Genomic DNA, 16,303 nt, shown 5'->3' with positions numbered 1-16,303 from the left:
CCAGCACCAGGTCGACCTTGCCCGACTGCAGGAACGGCTCACGGTTGTCGGAGATGGTCTCGACCCACTCGATCTTGTCAGGCTCGATGCCGAGCTGGCCGGCGATGATCTTGCCGAGCTCCGGGTCGATGCCGGTCGGCGTGTCCGACCCGGCGGCGCGGAAGCCGACACCGGGCTGGTCGAACTTCACGCCGATCTTGACCGTGCCGGCCTCGGCCAGGTCGGCCATGCGCGTGCCAGCCTCGAAGTCCGGGCTGTCGACGACCTCGTACTCGTTGCCGGACGCGGTCGTGCCGTCGTCCTCGCCTGCGTTGCCGCAGGCCGACGCGGCCAGTACGACCGCCGCCGCGACCGCGGCCAGCTTGATGGTGCGCACCTTCATGGTGTGTTCCCCTCGATCGGTTGGTTGGGTACTTCCAGGAGGCTCAGTGGTTGAGGATCTTGCCGAGGAAGTCCTTCGCACGGTCGGAGCGCGGAGCGCTGAAGAACTCGTGCGGGGTGTTCTGCTCCACGATCCGGCCGTCGGCCATGAACACGACGCGGTCGGCGGCCGTGCGGGCGAAGCCCATCTCGTGGGTGACGACGATCATCGTCATGCCGCCCCGGGCGAGGTCGACCATCGTGTCGAGGACCTCCTTGATCATCTCCGGGTCCAGCGCCGACGTCGGCTCGTCGAAGAGCATGACCTTCGGCTCCATGGCCAGCGACCGCGCGATCGCGACCCGCTGCTGCTGGCCTCCGGAGAGCTGGGCCGGCAGCTTCTGCGCCTGCGAGTCGACGCCGACCCGGCGCAGCAGCTCCATGGCGCGCGCCTCGGCGTCGGACTTCGACTGTCCGCGCACCTTGATCGGGCCAAGGGTCACGTTCTCGAGCACCGTCTTGTGGGCGAAGAGGTTGAAGGACTGGAACACCATCCCGACGTCGGCGCGCAGCTGGGCGAGGGCCTTGCCCTCGGCCGGCAACGGCTCGCCGTCGACGGTGATCTCGCCCGCGTCGATCGTCTCGAGGCGGTTGATCGTCCGGCAGAGCGTCGACTTGCCCGAGCCCGACGGCCCGATCACGACGACGACCTCGCCGCGTGCGACGTCGAGCTCGATGTCCTGCAGCACATGCAGGGACCCGAAGTGCTTCTGGACCCCCCGCATGGCCACCATGGGTGTGTCAGCCATGGCCGACAACCTATCCGCGACACCGCCCCGTCCTGCAAGTCCGCAATCGAATCGTCACCTGAAGCGACGGCCGGCGGGACGTCGGCAACCGTCCGGACACACGTCGGCCGCCGTCGCAGGGGAGCTGCGCACGGCGGCCGACGTCTCAGGACCGCGAGGGTGGGAGACCTACTCGCGGTAGCGCGGCTGGCTCTGCGGGTTGAGCTCCTTGAACCTCACCCGCTCGGCTCCCTTGATGCGACGGTCGTCGACGCGGAACACCTCGAAACCTCGCTGGATCTCGTTGGAGTAGATGTGGCCGTTGTAGTAGTACGTCGACCACGGACCGCCGACCACGAGACGCTCGGCGTCGTTCGGGCCACGGTCGTGCCACGCGATCTCCTTCGGGTTGGCCGAGTCGGTGAAGTCGTACATCGACCAGCCACCCTGGTACCAGGCCTGGACCATGATGTCCTTGCCCTTCACCGGGACCAGCGAGCCGTTGTGGGCGACGCAGTTCTCGGTGTTGGCCTGGGTCCGGGGAATCTTGTAGTAGCTCTTGAACTCCAAGTCGCCGGAGCGGGTGATGTCGTAGATCCCGTTGGCGCCCTTGGTGTCGCCGACCGTCGGGTTGCAGGTGGGCGCGCCACCGCCGCCCAGCTCGTCGGTGAACACGACCTTCGTGCCGTCGTTGTTGAAGGTCGCCGAGTGCCAGAACGCGAAGTTCTCGGTGTCGCGGACGTTCTCGGTGACCTTCGGCTTCTCCCGGTCCTCGATGTCGAGCAGGATGCCGTCGCCCATGCAGGCGCCCGCCATGATGTCCTTGCTCGGGTAGGCCGTGAGGTCGTGGCAGCCGCTCGTCTCCCGCGAGTACCCGCCGGCCGGGTTGCCGCCGTCGGGGAACAGCACGGGCTGGGAGATCATGCGCGCCGTGGACGGCTTCTTCAGCGGCACCTTGACGACGCTGATGGAGTCCAGCGGCGGCTGGCAGTCCGGGAACGCCGCGTTCGGCGCGTACGAGGACACGTAGACGTAGAGGTCGTCGACCTTGCCCTTGCCCTTCGCGCCCTTGCTCTTGCCGGGCGCGAGCGTGTGCGTGTGCGAGCCGCACGGCGTCTCGACCGCGGCCACGTACTCCGGACGGCGCGGGTCGGAGATGTCGAAGACCTTGATGCCCTCCCACGAGTCCTTGATGGTCGCCGACTGGGCGGTGCTCTCGCACGAGGAGTCGCTGCGCGAGGAGTCGGTGCTGAGGATGAGCACGTCGTCGTACACGGAGACGTCGTTCTGGGCCCCGGCGCACACGACCTGCGCGACGGTCTTCGGCTTCGCCGGCTTGGAGATGTCGTACACCGTGAAGCCGTTGTAGTTGCCGGCGAAGGCGTACTTGCCCTGGAACGCGAGGTCGCTGTTGAGGGCATCCTCCGAGGCGAAGGCGCCCTGCTTGGCGATGGTGGCGAGGCGCTTGACGTTGGCGCTGCTGGCCTCCTCGCCGGGTGCGAGGTCGACGCCGCTGGCGTTCATCCGCGCCGTGTCGTTGCCGGGCAGGCAGTTGCCGGCGAGGCGGTCGGCCTCCGACAACGTGCGCTCGCCCTTGCACTCCTTCGAGGGACGGGTCTCGACCCGTTCCTCGGTCCTCTCCTCGGCCACGGCGGCCAAGGGCGAGAGCAGTGCGGTGGTGAGCGCGCCGGTGGCGGCGGCTCCGAGCAGGGCCGTCGTGGCCCGTCTGCGTGCATGACGCATGTGGTGTGTCCTTCCCCCGATGTCCGGCTATCCTCACCCGAAAGCCGTCACGGCGACAAGGGCCCGCGCGGGTCCGTCGATGACGATCTGATGACGGCTCCACTTCGGGGGAAGGGGACTCGGATGCGACGACCTCTGCGGGGCGTCACGGTGGCACTGGCCGCGTCGGCGGTGCTGCTCTCGGGCTGCTCGGGCGACGACCGGTCACGGCAGGTCGACGGTGCCGTGATCCAGCCGGGCAAGCCGGGGGAGAAGGCCGAGGTGCTCGACGAGGCGCCCGAGATCGAGCGGGCGCGGGCGAACGACGCCGACGTCGAGTTCGTGCAGATGATGATCCCGCACCACGCGCAGGCGTTGCAGATGGCCCAGCTCGCCCCCGACGCGCGGGGGAGCAAGGCCGTGCGCACCATGGCCGACCGCATCGACGGGGCCCAGCGCCCCGAGATCGTCTTCATGGCCGGGTGGCTCACCGACCAGGGTCTCGACGCGCCGACGAAGGAGCAGATCGAAGGTGGCAACATCCCGATGGGCCGCCACGGTGGCCACGGCTCGCACGGCGGCGACGTCCACGACATGGCCGGGATGGCGAGCGAGGCGCAGCTGGAGGAACTCGAGGCCTCGCGCGGGAAGGACTTCGACCGGCTGTTCCTGGAGCTGATGATCATGCACCACCAGGGCGCCATCGAGATGGTCGACACGGTGGTGCGCGAGGGTGCGGACCTGCAGGTCAACGAGCTGGCGACCAGCATCGCGGCGGACCAGACGGCCGAGATCGACCGCATGCGTCAGCTGCTCGCCGACCTCTGAGGCCGGCGTTCGCGTCGCGGTCGGGCCCGACCCGTGTGAGCGTGGAGGCACGTCCCGCCCACTCCAAGGAGCCTTCGTGCCCATCGCCGCCACCGACTTCGCCCACGTCCGCCTCACCGTCCGCGACATCGACGTCTCGCGCCGCTTCTACGACGACGTCTTCGGCTTCGACGTCGCGTTCGAGCTGCCGGAGGACCCCGACGAGCAGACGCGGGAGCAGCTCTCCTTCCTCTTCGGTGGCGTGATCTACCAGTTCCCCGGAGGACTCCTCGGCCTGCGCCCGGTCGCTCCAGGCGACGACTCCTTCGACGAAGACCGGATCGGGCTCGACCACCTCAGCCTCGCCGTCGCCGACCGCGCTGCGCTCGACCACGCCGTCGCGGTGCTCGACGACCTCGGCATCCTGCACGAGGACGTCAAGGACGTCGGCGGGCAGGCGATCCTGGAGTTCCGAGACCCCGACGGGATCGCGCTGGAGATCGCCGCTCCGACGTCCTGACCGTGCCGGTGACGGTCGTGAAGTTTTCACGATCGTGACCTTCGGGTGGTTGCGCCCCGCATCCACCGCGTGTGACGGTGTCCGACGGTCCTCCATCGGGGAGGAACCTCTCACGGTGGAGGATGTCGGATGAAGAAGTGGATGTCCGGTGCGCTCGCGATCGTCTCGGTCGGCGCGCTCACGCTCGCGCTGCCCGCGACGGCGGAGGCAGCACCGCCGAGCGCTGCGGCCCAGGCGCCGTCGGTCAGCTGGGGCTCGTGTGCGTCGTTCGGTGACAGCGGCCCGGGGCTCGTGCGCGCCGGTGCCCAGTGCGCCCGCGTCAAGGTGCCGCTCGACTACGCGAAGCCGCGCGGCACGAAGATCACCATCGCGATCTCGCGCGTGAAGCACACGGTGGCCCGCAGCAAGTACCAGGGTGTCGTGCTCGTGAACCCGGGCGGACCGGGCGGCTCTGGCCTCGGCCTGTCGCGCCTGGGCGGCGCGATCCCGAAGAACGCCGGTGCAGCCTACGACTGGATCGGCTTCGACCCGCGAGGCGTCGGCCAGAGCGCTCCGGCCGTCTCGTGCGACCCGAACTACGGCGGGTACGACCGTCCCCGCTACGAGCCGAGCACCACCGAGATCCGCGACGCGTGGTTCGCGCGCACGAACGCCTACACGACGGCGTGCGCCGAGAAGAACGGGCCGATCCTCGACCACCTCACGACCCGTGACGTGGCGAAGGACCTCGACCAGATCCGCATCGCGCTCGGCCAGAAGCGGATCAACTACTACGGCTTCTCCTACGGCACCTACCTCGGCCAGGTGTACTCCTCGCTGTTCCCGTCGCACGTGCGCCGCATGATCTTCGACGGCACGGTCGACCCGCGCGACGTCTGGTACCAGGGCAACCTGAACCAGAACGAGCCGTTCGACAAAAACGTGAACCGCTGGTTCGCCTGGATCGCCCGCTACGACGACGTCTACCACCTCGGCACGACCACCCGCGCCGTCCGCAACCTCTTCTACGACACGCAGGAGAAGCTCTACGACGAGCCCGTCGCGGACGCCGACGGCAACCGTCTGGGTGGCAGCGAGTGGAACGACTCCTTCCTGTACGCCGGCTACTACCAGTCGACGTGGACCGACCTGGCGCAGGTCTTCTCCGACTTCGTCAACCAGGGCGACGTCGCGTCGCTGAACGCCGCGTACCTCGACGCGAGCGGCTACGGCGACGACAACGGCTACGCGGTGTACCTGGGCGTCCAGTGCACGGACGCCGCCTGGCCGACGAGCTGGGAGAAGTGGGCGCGCGACAACTGGGCGCTCGACGCGATCGCCCCGTTCGAGACGTGGGCGAACGCCTGGTACAACGAGCCGTGCCGCCACTGGCCGGCCAAGGCGCACCAGCCCGTCCGGGTGAAGGGCGCGAAGTCGACGAGCGTGCTGATGATCAACGAGACGTACGACGCCGCCACGCCCTACGCGGGCAGCATCGAGGTCCGCAAGCGCTACCCCGGCGCGCGCCTGGTGGCGGTCTCCGGCGGCACGACGCACTCGGGGTCGCTCGGCGGCAACGCGTGCACCGACAACCGCATCGCCGACTACCTGCTCACCGGCAAGCTGCCGCGACGGGTGTCGGGCAACCGCGCCGACGTCGTGTGCCAGCCGCTCCCGCAGCCGGTGCCCGAGCAGGCGACCGCCCGCACGCAGAGCGCCACCCCGGCGCCGAGCGAGCTGCGCCAGCAGATGCAGCGGGACGCCATCCGTCCCTGACCTGCGACCCACCACGGGCGTCGGCGTTCGGTGACCTCACGGTCGCTGGGCGCCGGCGCCCGCCGTCGTCCAAGGGGTGCCGCCCGGCACGTACGATTGAGCGGTCATGACTGCTGCAGCGACGCCGACGGCGAAGACCTACGAGGTGCGCACCTACGGGTGCCAGATGAACGTCCACGACAGCGAGCGGCTGTCGGGGCTCCTGGAGACCGCGGGGTACGCCAAGCACACGTCGGACGCCGACGGGGGCGCCGCGATCCCCGACCTCGTCGTGTTCAACACGTGCGCGGTGCGGGAGAACGCCGACAACAAGCTGTACGGGAACCTCGGGCACGTCGCGAGTCTCAAGGCCCAGCACCCCGGCATGCAGGTGGCCGTCGGGGGCTGCCTCGCGCAGAAGGACCGCGACACCATCACGAAGCGTGCGCCCTGGGTCGACGTCGTCTTCGGCACGCACAACATCGGCTCGCTCCCGGTCCTGCTCGAGCGGGCGCGGGTGCAGGAGGAGTCGCAGGTCGAGATCCTCGAGTCGCTCGAGGTCTTCCCGTCGACGCTGCCCACCAAGCGTGACTCCGTGTTCGCCGCCTGGGTCTCCATCAGCGTCGGCTGCAACAACACGTGCACCTTCTGCATCGTCCCCGCCCTGCGCGGCAAGGAGAAGGACCGCCGGCCCGGCGACGTGCTCGCGGAGGTCGAGGCGCTCGTCGCCGACGGCGTCGTCGAGGTGACGCTGCTCGGCCAGAACGTCAACGCCTACGGCGTGGAGCTGGGCGACCGGTTCGCGTTCGGCAAGCTCCTGCGCGCGTGCGGGGAGATCGAGGGCCTGGAGCGGGTGCGCTTCACGAGCCCGCACCCGAAGGACTTCACCGACGACGTCATCGCCGCGATGGCCGAGACGCCCAACGTCATGCCGCAGCTGCACATGCCGCTGCAGTCCGGCTCCGACCGGGTGCTGAAGGCGATGCGGCGCTCCTACCGCAAGGAGAAGTACCTCGGCATCCTCGACCGCGTGCGCCAGGCGATGCCCGACGCCGCGATCACCACCGACATCATCGTCGGGTTCCCCGGCGAGACCGAGGAGGACTTCGCCGAGACGCTCGACGTCGTCCGGCAGGCGCGCTTCGCGAGCGCGTTCACCTTCCAGTACTCGCGCCGGCCGGGCACGCCCGCCGCCGACCTGCCCGAGCTGCCCAAGGAGGTCGTGCAGGAGCGCTACATGCGCCTCGCCGCCGCCGTCGAGGAGACCGCCTGGGCGGAGAACCAGCGGCTCGAGGGCCGCACCGTCGAGCTGCTCGTCTCCGACCACAGCGCCGCCGGCGGCCGCAAGGACCACGAGACCCAGCGCCTCACCGGTCGCGCGCGCGACAACCGGCTCGTGCACTTCGCGCCCGGCGGGCACGACGTGCGCCCCGGCGACCTCGTCGAGGTCACCGTCACGCACGCCGCACCGCACCACCTCGTCAGCGACGCCGACGTCGTCTCCTACCGCCGCACACGGGCCGGCGACGCGTGGGAGGCTCGCCAGGGACGTACCGAGGTGCGCCCCGCGGTCTCCCTCGGCATGCCGTCGCTCGGCGTTCCGGCCCCGTTGCCGGTCGTCGACGCCCCCGCCTGCGCCCGCTGACCCCTCGCTGAGCTCGGCGGGGCCGCGGGCGGCAGGGCAGGCAGGTCAGAAGGTCGAGTACAGCTCCTCGCCCGCCCGGCGCGACGGTGGTGCCGCCAGCTGCTCGCCCGGCACCTGCAGGGGGATTCCCGGCGGGTAGGCGATGATGTACCGCTCGTCGCCGCAGGAGCACTCCGGGGCATCGAGGCAGCACACGCTCTCCAACGCCTCGACCAGCAGGTCGACCTGCTCCGGGGTCACGCCGACGTGCATCGTGAACAGCAGCGTCGAGCCGTCCTGCCGCGAGACGAAGATGCCGTACTCGTCGAACAGGGCTGCGCGCACCTCCTGGGCGCGCTCGGGCGTCCCGAGGTCGAGGTGCACCTTCATCGGGTCCGCGAGGTACGCGCTCGTGGTGGCCACCGGCCGGTGCTCGGCCAGCCACGGGACCCGGCGCGCGAGCTCCCTGAGCCGGTCGGCCTGCGCGAGGGCTCGCTCGACGAGGGCGGTCCCCTCGGCGACGGCGTGGGCGCGCGCGATGTCGAGGCTCGCGAGCACCGGCAGCGACGGGCTCGTGGTGTGGACGCGGTACAGCGCCGCGCGCACGGTGGCCTTGAGCGTGTCCGGCCCGATGACGTGCAGGTACGAGCCCTGCCTCAGTGCGAGCATCGACTTGTGGGTCGAGTGCGTCACGAGGAACGACGCCGGCCAGTCGGGGTGCTCCGCGAGCGTCTCGCGGATCGCGTGGATGGCGGTGAGCCGCCGCAGCCACGGGTGGAACGCGTGGATCGCCGTCCAGGCCTCGTCGACGAGCACCCGGCAGCCCGACTCGGCGGTCAGCTCCTGCAGCGCGCCCAGGAAGCGACGCATCTGCACCAGGGACCCGTCGTAGGCGGACACCCCGACGACCACGACGTCGACCTCCACCCCGGCGGCCTTCGCCTCGCGCAGCGCGGTGATGACGCCGTGCTCGGTGTCCGTCGGCGACGTCGGTGCGTACAGGACGTCGGCGCCGAGGCGGTCGAGGGCGAAGTGGATGGACTGGTGCACCGAGCGGTCGACGAGCACCCTGGCGCCGGCGACGCGCAGCGCCTCCAGCGCCACCTGGTTGGCGCCCGTCGTGCCCGTGGTCACGTACTGGGTGTCGTCGGCGCCGAAAGCCTCGGCCGTCAGCCGCCGCGACCGCGCCAGCTGGCGGTGGGCGCGGAAGAAGGAGTCGAGCTCGGGCGAGCCGAGGGTCAGCTCGGTCGCCAGGTAGCTCCCGAAGAGCCGGCGGGTGCGCTCAGCGAGTGCGGAGTCGTCGCCGTCGGGCGCGTGGGCGAGCGAACCGATGGGCAGCGCGTGGAACGAGGCGATGCCGGCCCCGGCATGTCGGTCGAGGGCGTCCGCGTACGGGGTCTCGGTCAGGCGACGGCGCTGCGCAGTGGTCCACATGGCATTCCTCCACGGTCATGGCCCCCCGATGGGGCTGCTCCTCCAGGGTGCGCCCGGACCGAGGTGAACGCCGTTCAGGACGCCACAGAAGAGCATCAAGATTCCGTGAGGATCTCGTGAGAGGACCATGAGTGCCACCCGTCACGCGCCTGGTGCGGCGGTCGGGGCTGGTACCCGTCAGACCTGCAGCGTCGGGTGCAGGGCGGTCATCGTCACGCGCTCGCGACGCTTCGCCGCCAGCGCGGTGAGGGCGAGGGCACCCACGGCGAACACGACCAGCACGAAGACGTCGAACGCGACACCCGTGGTGCCGCCCGCCGTCGCCGCGCGGAGCCCGTGCACGGCGTACGTCATGGGGAGCAGCGCGTGGAGGAAGCCGAAGAACGACGGTGAGGTCTCGATCGGGTAGGTCCCGCCCGCAGCGGTCAGCTGCAGGCAGACGAACACGATCGCCAGGAAGCGTCCAGCCCCGCCGAACCAGGCGATGAAGGTCTGGTTGATGGCCGTGAACACCAGCCCGGTGAGCAGCGCCAGACCGAGCAGCAGGCCAGGTTGCGAGGCGTCGACGCCGACGATCCCGAGCAGCACGCCGACCAGCAGCACGGCCTGCACGACCGACAACGCAGCTCCGGGCACGAACCCGGCCAGCGCCGTGCGTACAGCGCTCGTCGTCGAGGCGATCGCGCGCGCGGAGACCGGGCGCAGCAGGAGGTAGATCGACATGGCGCCCACCCACAGCGCGAGCGCCATGAAGTACGGCGCGAGGCCCTCGCCGTAGGACGCGACGGCGTTGAGCCGGTCGGCGGCGTCGGTGACCGGGGTGGCCGCGGTCTTGGCGAGCTTCTCGCGCTGGTCCTTCGTGTAGTCGGGCACCTGCTCGCTGCCGTCGGTCAGGCCGTCCTGCAGTCGCAGTGCGCCGTCGCGCAACGCGCCTGCGCCGTCGCTGAGCTGGTCGGCACCGTCGGTCAGACGGCTGGCTCCGCTCGCGAGCCGATCTGCACCACCGGCCGCCTCGCGCGCGCCGGTGGCCAGCTGAGACGTGCCGGACTGCAGCTGGTCGGCGCCGTCGGAGGCCTGGCCGATCGCCCCGACGAGGGTCGGGACGTTGTCGGCGAGCTGGCGGTTGCCGGCGGCGACGCGCTGCGCCCCGTCGTTCAGGCGCGCCGACTGCCGTCCGATCTCGTCGGCGCGCCCGGTCACGGTGCCGACCTGCGTGCGGGCCGCCGCGGCGGCGTCGGCGCCGGCGTCGAGGTTCGCGCACGTGGCCGCAGGGACGCCGTCGGCGCGGCACCGCTGCGCGGCGTCGCGCAGCGACGTCTCCAGGGTCTGCAGCTGTTGTTGGACCTGGCCGGTGCTGCCGTTGATGCCGCCCACCACGCGTTGGACGACGGCGTCGAGCTGCGCCACGCCTCCCGCGACCTGCTCCGCCCCGTCGGCGAGCTGGCGGGTCTGCCCGGGCAGGGGAGCGGTGCGCTCCTGCAGCTGGTCGAGACCGTTCGCGAGCTGTCCGGCGCCGGCGTCGAGCCGCTCCGCACCGCCCGCGAGCTGCCGGTTCCCGTCGGCGAGCGTCGCCGCACCGCTGCTGAGCTGACGGGTGCCGTCGGCCAGCTGGTCGGCTCCGGTGCCGAGCCGGCCGGCGCCGTCGGCGAGCGTGCCCGCGCCGTCGGCCGCCTCCTCCAGGGAGCTCTTGATGTCGGTGAAGCCGAGGTAGAGGTTGTCGAGGTAGGTGCGCGTGACCTGGGCGTTCAGCGACGACTTCGCGGCCTCGAGGATGCGGTCGGCGATCTGGCCGTTCACGAAGTTGACGGCGTCGTTCGTCTTCAGGTCGAGCCGGCCCTGGACCGCCGCGTCGGGGTCGCCGCTCGTCGACGTCGCCGCCTTCGACAGGTCGCGCGGGATCGTGAGGACCGCCTTGTAGCGACCGTCGGCCAGACCGCTGCGGGCGTCGGAGGGGTCGGTGAGGACCCAGTCGTAGTTGTTGCGGTCGTCGTTGCCGACGAGGTTCGCGGCGAGCTGACGGCCGACGGCCACGGGCTGCTTCTCGCCGTCACGGCCGGCGACCTCGACCATCTGGTCCTCGTTGACGACGGCGGCCTTCACGTGGTCGAGCCGACCGGTCGGGTCGATGTTGGCCCAGATGTACAGCGCGCCGTAGAAGAGCGGGACGATCGCGACGGCGAGCACGGCCAGGCGGGTGAGCCGGCTGCGACGGAACCGCGCGAGCTCGAACCAGGGGAGGGAGGGGGTGGGCAGCATCAGATCATCAGCTCATCGAGAGTGCGTCGGGTGTCGAGCTCCAGCAGGTGGAGCCGCGGGGACGGGGCGGGGGCAGAGGTGGCCGACTGCACGCTCGCGACGAGCGCGGTCGGCCGGTCCTCCAGCAGGTGCGCGAGGGTCGACCAGAGCAGGTCGACGTGCTCGGTGGCGCGCAGGTCGTCGGCGTCGTCGACGACGAGCACCTCCGGTCGGGCCAGCAGGCCGAGCACGATCCCCAGCGTCTTGCGCTCCAGGCGCGAGAGGTCGGAGACGAGTGTCGAGCCCTCGACGTCGGTGAACGGCAGCCCGTGCTCGACGTGGGCCGCCTCGAGGGCCTGGTTCATCAGCCCACGCACGGGCGCGACCTTCGACCGCGAGACCCACAGGCCGAGGGTGCGGATCGACAGCCGCTCGGCGACGTGCTGGTCGACGGTGAGGTTCGGGTCGAGGTCGTTGACGTCGCGGAACTCCGCGAGCGAGACCTTGCGGCGGACGTCGCGCGCCTCCTGCGGGAGGAGGTGGCCGGCCACGCGCAGCCGTCCCTCGTCGAAGGCCATGCGCCCGGCGAACGTGAGCAGCAGCGCGGTCTTGCCGCTGCCGCTCGGCCCGTGGACCACGAGCCACTCGCCGGCCGGCAGCTCCGTGGTGACGTCGTTGTAGACGATGCCCTCCGGCGTCGCGAGCGTGAGCCCGGCGGCGGAGACGGCAGCGGTCGAGTGCGGACGCGGCCAGGTCTCGAGCTCGACCCGGCGGTGCAGCGCCTCGCCCTCGACGTCGACATGGGGCAGGCGCGTGGCCAGCCAGCGGGGGAGCCACCACGATCGGTGACCGGCGAAGCGCATGACGGACGGCACGAACAGCATCCGCACGAGGAACGCGTCGGCGAACACCCCCACGGCGAGCGCGAAGGCGATCGGCTTGATGTTCTCGTCGCCCTCGGGGACGAACGCCGCGAAGACCGCGAGCATGATCACCGCCGCTGCGGTGACGACCCGCGAGCTGCCGACGAAGCCCTCGACGATCGCCTCGTCGGGGTCGCCGGTGCGCACGTACTCCTCCTTCATGCGCGAGACCAGGAACACCTCGTAATCCATCGACAGGCCGAACAGCACGGCCATGAGCAGGATCGGCAGGAAGGAGATGAGCGGTCCGGTGTCCTGCAGGTGCACGAGGTCGGCGAGCCAGCCCCACTGGAACACCGCGACGACGGCACCGAACGCAGCACCCGTGGAGAGCAGGAACCCGAGCGTCGCCTTGAGGGGGATGAGCAGGGAGCGGAAGACCACCATGAGCAGCAGCACCGACAGGCCCACGACGAGCAGGCCGAAGGGCAGGAGGGCGTCCTGGAGGCGCTCGGACACGTCGATGCCGACGGCGGTCAGCCCCGTGACCGACACGTCCACGCCGTGCTCCTGCTCCCAGCGGGGCGCCTCGGCCCGGATCCGCTGCACGAGGTCGGCGGTCTGGGGCGACGCGGGACCCGTCGTCGGGATCACCTGGATGACGGCGGTGTCGGCGGAGCGGTTCGGGGTGGCGAGACCGATGGTCTCCACGCCCTTCGTCGCCCGCAGGTCGCGCTCGACGTCGTCGACGACGCCGAGCGGGTCGTTGGAGGTGATCACGTCGAGCTTGACGAGCAGCGGTCCGTTGTAGCCGGGGCCGAGGTGCTGGTCGACGAGGTCGTAGGCCTCGCGCTGCGTGCTGCCGGTCGGCGCGCTGCCGTTGTCGGGGAGGGCGAGCTGCAGGTCCTTCACCGGCAGGGTCCCGACGGCGAGCACACCGACCACGACGACCATCGCGACCGCCGGGAAGCGGGTGGTCAGGCGCACCCAGCGTCGCGAGAAGCCGCCAGCGGGCTTCTCCTTCGCCGTGGGCTGCAGGCGGTCGCCGGCCCGGCCGAGCAGGGCCGGCAGCAGGGTCAGCGCCACGGCGACGGCCACGGCCACCGAGACGGCGCCGCTGATGCCCATGACGGTGAGGAAGGGGATGCCGGCGACGAACAGGCCGACCAGCGCGATCATCACCGTGACGCCCGCGAAGACCACGGCGGATCCGGCCGTCGCGACGGCGCGCCCGACGGCCTCGTCGGCCGGGATGCCGTCGGCCATGAGCTCGCGGTGCCGCGAGACGATGAACAGCGCGTAGTCGATCCCCACCGCCAGCCCGATCATGAGGGCCAGGAGCGGGGCGGTCGAGCTGATCGTCAGGAAGCCGGTGGCGGTCCACAGCAGCTCCATCGTCACCACCACGCCGACGAGGGCGGTGATGATGGGCAGGAAGGCCGCACGCCACGACCGGAACATCCGGTAGAGCACGACGAGCGCCACGACGACACCGATCACCTCGATGATCGAGAGCTTCGGCCCCGTGTTGGAGAAGGCGTCACCGCCGAACGCGACCGTGTAGCCGGCGTCGTCGAGGCTGGTGCCGGTCTGCTGGAGGTCGCTCTTCAGACGCTCGGTCACCCCGCCGAGGTCGCCGGCGAGGGAGACCTGGATCTGGGCGGCGCGGTCGTCGCGCGAGATCGAGGCGGCTCGTGCCAGCTCGTCGTAGGGGGAGGTCACGGAGGTGACGCCGTCGACCCGCTCGAGGGCGGCGACCGTGCGACCGACGAGTGCCTTCGACGTGGGCGACTCGATCGACGTGCCGTCGGGGGCCACCACCACGGCGTAGGCGGTGAGGCCCGACAGCTCCGGGAAGGTGCGGCCGAGGTCGACGAAGGCGTCGTTGGCCTCGGTGCCGGGGACGTCGAACTCGTCGCGCGTCCCGTCGCCGAGCGCGAGCGCGGCACCGGCGCCGATCAGCGCGACCAGGAACCAGGCGAGGAGGACGCGACCGGGCCGCAGGAAGCACCGGCGTCCGAGCTCGTACAGGGAGGACGACATGTCCATCACGATACGGTTCTGTATTGAATACATCAATGTATCCTGATGTCGTGTCCACCACGCCTGACGCCGTCGCCGGCCGCCCCGACGAGTCCGCGCCCGCCGACGCGGTCTCGCGCCGCCGGGCCGCCACCCGCGAGCGCCTGCTCGACGCTGCCCGGTCCCTGTTGGTGCGCGAGGGGCTGCAGGGGGTGTCCGTCGAGCGGCTGTGCGAGGAGGCCGGCTTCACGCGCGGCGCCTTCTACTCCAACTTCACGTCGAAGGACGAGCTCGTGGTGGCCCTGACGGAGCGGGAGCGGGAGCGCGTCCTGGCCATGCTGAAGGAGGCGGCCGACCTCACCACCCTCGACGGCCTCGGGGCGGAGGAGGCCGCCGGCGTCATCCTCGAACGGTTCCTGCTGCTGCAGCCCCCGGACCGCGACGACTTCCAGCTCCACCTCGAGATGCAGCTGAGGGGCCTGCGCGGAGACGTGGGCGGCGACGTGTTCGTCGGCTGGTGGAACGCCGTGCTCGACGGCATCGGCGATGTGCTCACCTCCGCCCTGGCCGCGTTCGACCTGCGGCTCACCCTCGACGTCCGTGAGGTGTGCACGATCCTCATGGGCACGTGGGACGCCCTGGTCCTCGGTTCCCTGGTCGACGACCGTCCTGTCGACGTCGAGGCCATGCGCGTCGCCCTGCCGCGGATGCTGCTCTCCTTCACCCAGCCCGCCTGAGTCGCGCGGCGCGCTCGACGACCCTGCCCCGCGCCGGTGCGGCAGGATGGTTCCATGGCCATCCAGATCGCCCAGGACCCCGCCGCCGACCAGGTGCTCAGCGCCGACCCGTTCGCCCTCCTCGTCGGCATGCTGCTCGACCAGCAGTACCCGATGGAGCACGCGTTCCGCGGCCCGGCGAAGATCCTCGACCGGTTCGGCACGCTCGACCCGGCCGCGATCGCGACGGCCGAGCCCGACGCCTTCGCCGACCTCTGTGCGACCCCGCCGGCGATCCACCGGTACGGACGGTCCATGGCCGGACGGGTGCAGGCCCTCGCGCAGGTCGTGGTGGAGGAGTACGACGGCGACGCCTCCCGCATCTGGACGGACGCGAAGTCCGGCGAGGCGCTGTTCGCGCGGCTCACCGCACTGCCCGGGTACGGCGAGCAGAAGGCCAAGATCTTCGTCGCCCTGCTCGCCAAGCAGCTCGACGTGAAGCCGCGCGGCTGGACCACCGTCTCCGGCGACTACAGCAAGAAGGGCTACCGGTCGGTCGCCGACGTCGTCGACGCCGACTCGCTCAAGAAGGTCCGCGACTTCAAGAAGGCGGCGAAAGCGAAGGCGAAGGCCGAGTCCGGTCGGTCCTGACGTACGTCGGGCGCGTCAGACGCTGACGTCCTGGTACGCGAACGGGTCGACGAGCGTCGCCGGCACCTGGCAGGTGCCCTGGGCCGCGCGGTCCATGCGCTGCTCCAGCCCGCTGCCGTCGGCCGCGGTCGGCGGTCGGAAGTCGCCGCGGAAGCCGCCCGAGACCTGACGGGCGTACTGCTCGCGGGCGGCGAGGAGCGTCTCCCAGTCGGTGAGCCAGGCCTCCAGCGGACGGTCGGCTCGGCGCACGGCCGGCGACAGCGTGCGCACGCGGTCGATCATCCGCCGCACCTCGAGGTTCTGGTCGGCCAGCTGGGCGCCGCGCAGCCGCGCCGGACCGTCGACCCGTACCTGCGCCACGGCCGACGTCATGATGCCGCAGGCCTGCGCGACCATGCGGGTCACGCGCGGGTCGTCCAACGTGCCGCGCGTGTCCTGGGACCTCGCCTGCAGCGCCACCCCCACCGCCCCGACCGCGACGAGCACCGCCACGAGCGGACCGACGACGGCCAGACGCCGCCACCCCCGCGCCACGGGCGCCGGTGCGTAGCGCCAGACGTCCTCGTCTGGGAGGTAGGAAGGCACGTCGTCATCGTGCCACGCGACGACCGGCGCGGCGGCTCGAGCGGGGGCCGTGGCGTCAGTCCTCGCCGAGCGCCGAAGGGCTCGACCAGCGGGCCCGCGAGGTCCCGCCTACGCTCGCCCCGTGACGCGTCTGGCCTTCTGCTCCCACCCGCCTGTGCTACCGGCCGGGTCCCTCGTCGGCGACGTCGAGGAGGCGGGGGCGTTGCGCGACGCCTCGCTCGACGCGATCCGCGACCTCGTGG

General features: G+C 71.2%; 13 protein-coding genes. 6 read left to right on the top strand and 7 right to left on the bottom strand.

What is annotated here, in order from left to right:
• From A6Q79_RS00590 to A6Q79_RS00580, 3 genes are all read right to left on the bottom strand, one after another.
• A partial coding sequence (locus tag A6Q79_RS00590; RefSeq protein ID WP_317695338.1) for a transporter substrate-binding domain-containing protein occupies positions 1-382 on the bottom strand: 382 nt, incomplete at its 3' end.
• Between the two features lie 43 nt (positions 383-425).
• On the bottom strand, positions 426-1,154 hold the full coding sequence (locus A6Q79_RS00585) for an amino acid ABC transporter ATP-binding protein (protein ID WP_286691046.1): 729 nt from the start codon (positions 1,152-1,154) through the stop codon (positions 426-428).
• A gap of 183 nt (positions 1,155-1,337) precedes the next feature.
• A complete protein-coding gene (locus tag A6Q79_RS00580; RefSeq protein WP_067856865.1) occupies positions 1,338-2,891 on the bottom strand; it encodes an LVIVD repeat-containing protein in 1,554 nt (517 codons plus the stop codon).
• Between the two features lie 123 nt (positions 2,892-3,014).
• Here A6Q79_RS00580 and A6Q79_RS00575 point away from each other — a divergent pair, with 123 nt between their 5' ends.
• The 4 genes from A6Q79_RS00575 (at position 3,015) to miaB (ending at position 7,576) form a co-directional block, all read left to right on the top strand.
• On the top strand, positions 3,015-3,698 hold the full coding sequence (locus A6Q79_RS00575; RefSeq protein ID WP_286691036.1) for a DUF305 domain-containing protein: 684 nt from the start codon (positions 3,015-3,017) through the stop codon (positions 3,696-3,698).
• A 76-nt stretch (positions 3,699-3,774) separates the two neighbouring features.
• Complete coding sequence (locus tag A6Q79_RS00570; protein WP_286691035.1) at positions 3,775-4,197, top strand: VOC family protein; 423 nt, start codon at positions 3,775-3,777, stop codon at positions 4,195-4,197.
• Positions 4,198-4,326: 129 nt separating this feature from the next.
• Entirely contained in the window at positions 4,327-5,952 is a 1,626-nt protein-coding gene (locus A6Q79_RS00565) for an alpha/beta hydrolase (protein ID WP_289017462.1), read from the top strand.
• Between the two features lie 106 nt (positions 5,953-6,058).
• Complete coding sequence (gene miaB / locus A6Q79_RS00560) at positions 6,059-7,576, top strand: tRNA (N6-isopentenyl adenosine(37)-C2)-methylthiotransferase MiaB (RefSeq protein WP_286691032.1); 1,518 nt, start codon at positions 6,059-6,061, stop codon at positions 7,574-7,576.
• A gap of 45 nt (positions 7,577-7,621) precedes the next feature.
• On the opposite strand, the gene A6Q79_RS00555 is transcribed toward miaB, so the two are convergent.
• From A6Q79_RS00555 to A6Q79_RS00545, 3 genes are all read right to left on the bottom strand, one after another.
• Positions 7,622-8,989 carry an aminotransferase class I/II-fold pyridoxal phosphate-dependent enzyme gene (locus A6Q79_RS00555; RefSeq protein ID WP_286691031.1) on the bottom strand — a complete coding sequence of 456 codons (1,368 nt, stop codon included), beginning with the start codon at positions 8,987-8,989 and terminating at the stop codon, positions 7,622-7,624.
• A 177-nt stretch (positions 8,990-9,166) separates the two neighbouring features.
• Positions 9,167-11,245 (bottom strand): YhgE/Pip domain-containing protein, encoded by a 2,079-nt coding sequence (locus tag A6Q79_RS00550; protein ID WP_286691030.1) that lies wholly within the window; start codon positions 11,243-11,245, stop codon positions 9,167-9,169.
• A complete protein-coding gene (locus A6Q79_RS00545) occupies positions 11,245-14,130 on the bottom strand; it encodes an MMPL family transporter (protein ID WP_286691029.1) in 2,886 nt (961 codons plus the stop codon). Before A6Q79_RS00545 ends, A6Q79_RS00550 begins: the two co-directional genes overlap by 1 nt.
• Positions 14,131-14,180: 50 nt before the next feature.
• On the opposite strand from A6Q79_RS00545, the gene A6Q79_RS00540 reads away from it, so the two are divergent.
• Both A6Q79_RS00540 and A6Q79_RS00535 read left to right on the top strand, forming a co-directional pair.
• Positions 14,181-14,846: a TetR/AcrR family transcriptional regulator gene (locus A6Q79_RS00540; protein ID WP_286691028.1), complete on the top strand. Its 666-nt coding sequence runs from the start codon at positions 14,181-14,183 to the stop codon at positions 14,844-14,846.
• Positions 14,847-14,900: 54 nt separating this feature from the next.
• Positions 14,901-15,476, top strand: a complete 576-nt coding sequence (locus A6Q79_RS00535; RefSeq protein WP_067856884.1) for an HhH-GPD-type base excision DNA repair protein — start codon at positions 14,901-14,903, stop codon at positions 15,474-15,476.
• 15 nt (positions 15,477-15,491) lie between these two features.
• On the opposite strand, the gene A6Q79_RS00530 is transcribed toward A6Q79_RS00535, so the two are convergent.
• Entirely contained in the window at positions 15,492-16,061 is a 570-nt protein-coding gene (locus tag A6Q79_RS00530; RefSeq protein WP_286691027.1) for a hypothetical protein, read from the bottom strand.
• Positions 16,062-16,303: the final 242 nt, after the last annotated feature.

Origin of the sequence: Aeromicrobium sp. REDSEA-S32_B7, from assembly GCF_001626145.1 — a bacterium.
In the GTDB taxonomy this organism is placed as follows: domain Bacteria; phylum Actinomycetota; class Actinomycetes; order Propionibacteriales; family Nocardioidaceae; genus Aeromicrobium; species Aeromicrobium erythreum.
The sequence above is the reverse complement of the archived record's forward strand: the minus strand, read 5'-3'. Positions and strand labels throughout refer to the sequence as shown.

Excerpts from the sequence above, each read along its gene's own strand:
- A6Q79_RS00585 (WP_286691046.1), bottom strand. The coding sequence starts at position 1,154 with ATGGTGGCCATGCGGGGGGTCCAGAAGCACTTCGGGTCCCTGCATGTG.
- A6Q79_RS00580 (WP_067856865.1), bottom strand. The coding sequence starts at position 2,891 with ATGCGTCATGCACGCAGACGGGCCACGACGGCCCTGCTCGGAGCCGCC.
- A6Q79_RS00575 (WP_286691036.1), top strand. The coding sequence starts at position 3,015 with ATGCGACGACCTCTGCGGGGCGTCACGGTGGCACTGGCCGCGTCGGCG.
- A6Q79_RS00565 (WP_289017462.1), top strand. The coding sequence starts at position 4,327 with ATGAAGAAGTGGATGTCCGGTGCGCTCGCGATCGTCTCGGTCGGCGCG.
- miaB (WP_286691032.1), top strand. The coding sequence starts at position 6,059 with ATGACTGCTGCAGCGACGCCGACGGCGAAGACCTACGAGGTGCGCACC.
- A6Q79_RS00555 (WP_286691031.1), bottom strand. The coding sequence starts at position 8,989 with ATGTGGACCACTGCGCAGCGCCGTCGCCTGACCGAGACCCCGTACGCG.
- A6Q79_RS00550 (WP_286691030.1), bottom strand. The coding sequence starts at position 11,245 with ATGCTGCCCACCCCCTCCCTCCCCTGGTTCGAGCTCGCGCGGTTCCGT.
- A6Q79_RS00545 (WP_286691029.1), bottom strand. The coding sequence starts at position 14,130 with ATGTCGTCCTCCCTGTACGAGCTCGGACGCCGGTGCTTCCTGCGGCCC.
- A6Q79_RS00535 (WP_067856884.1), top strand. The coding sequence starts at position 14,901 with ATGGCCATCCAGATCGCCCAGGACCCCGCCGCCGACCAGGTGCTCAGC.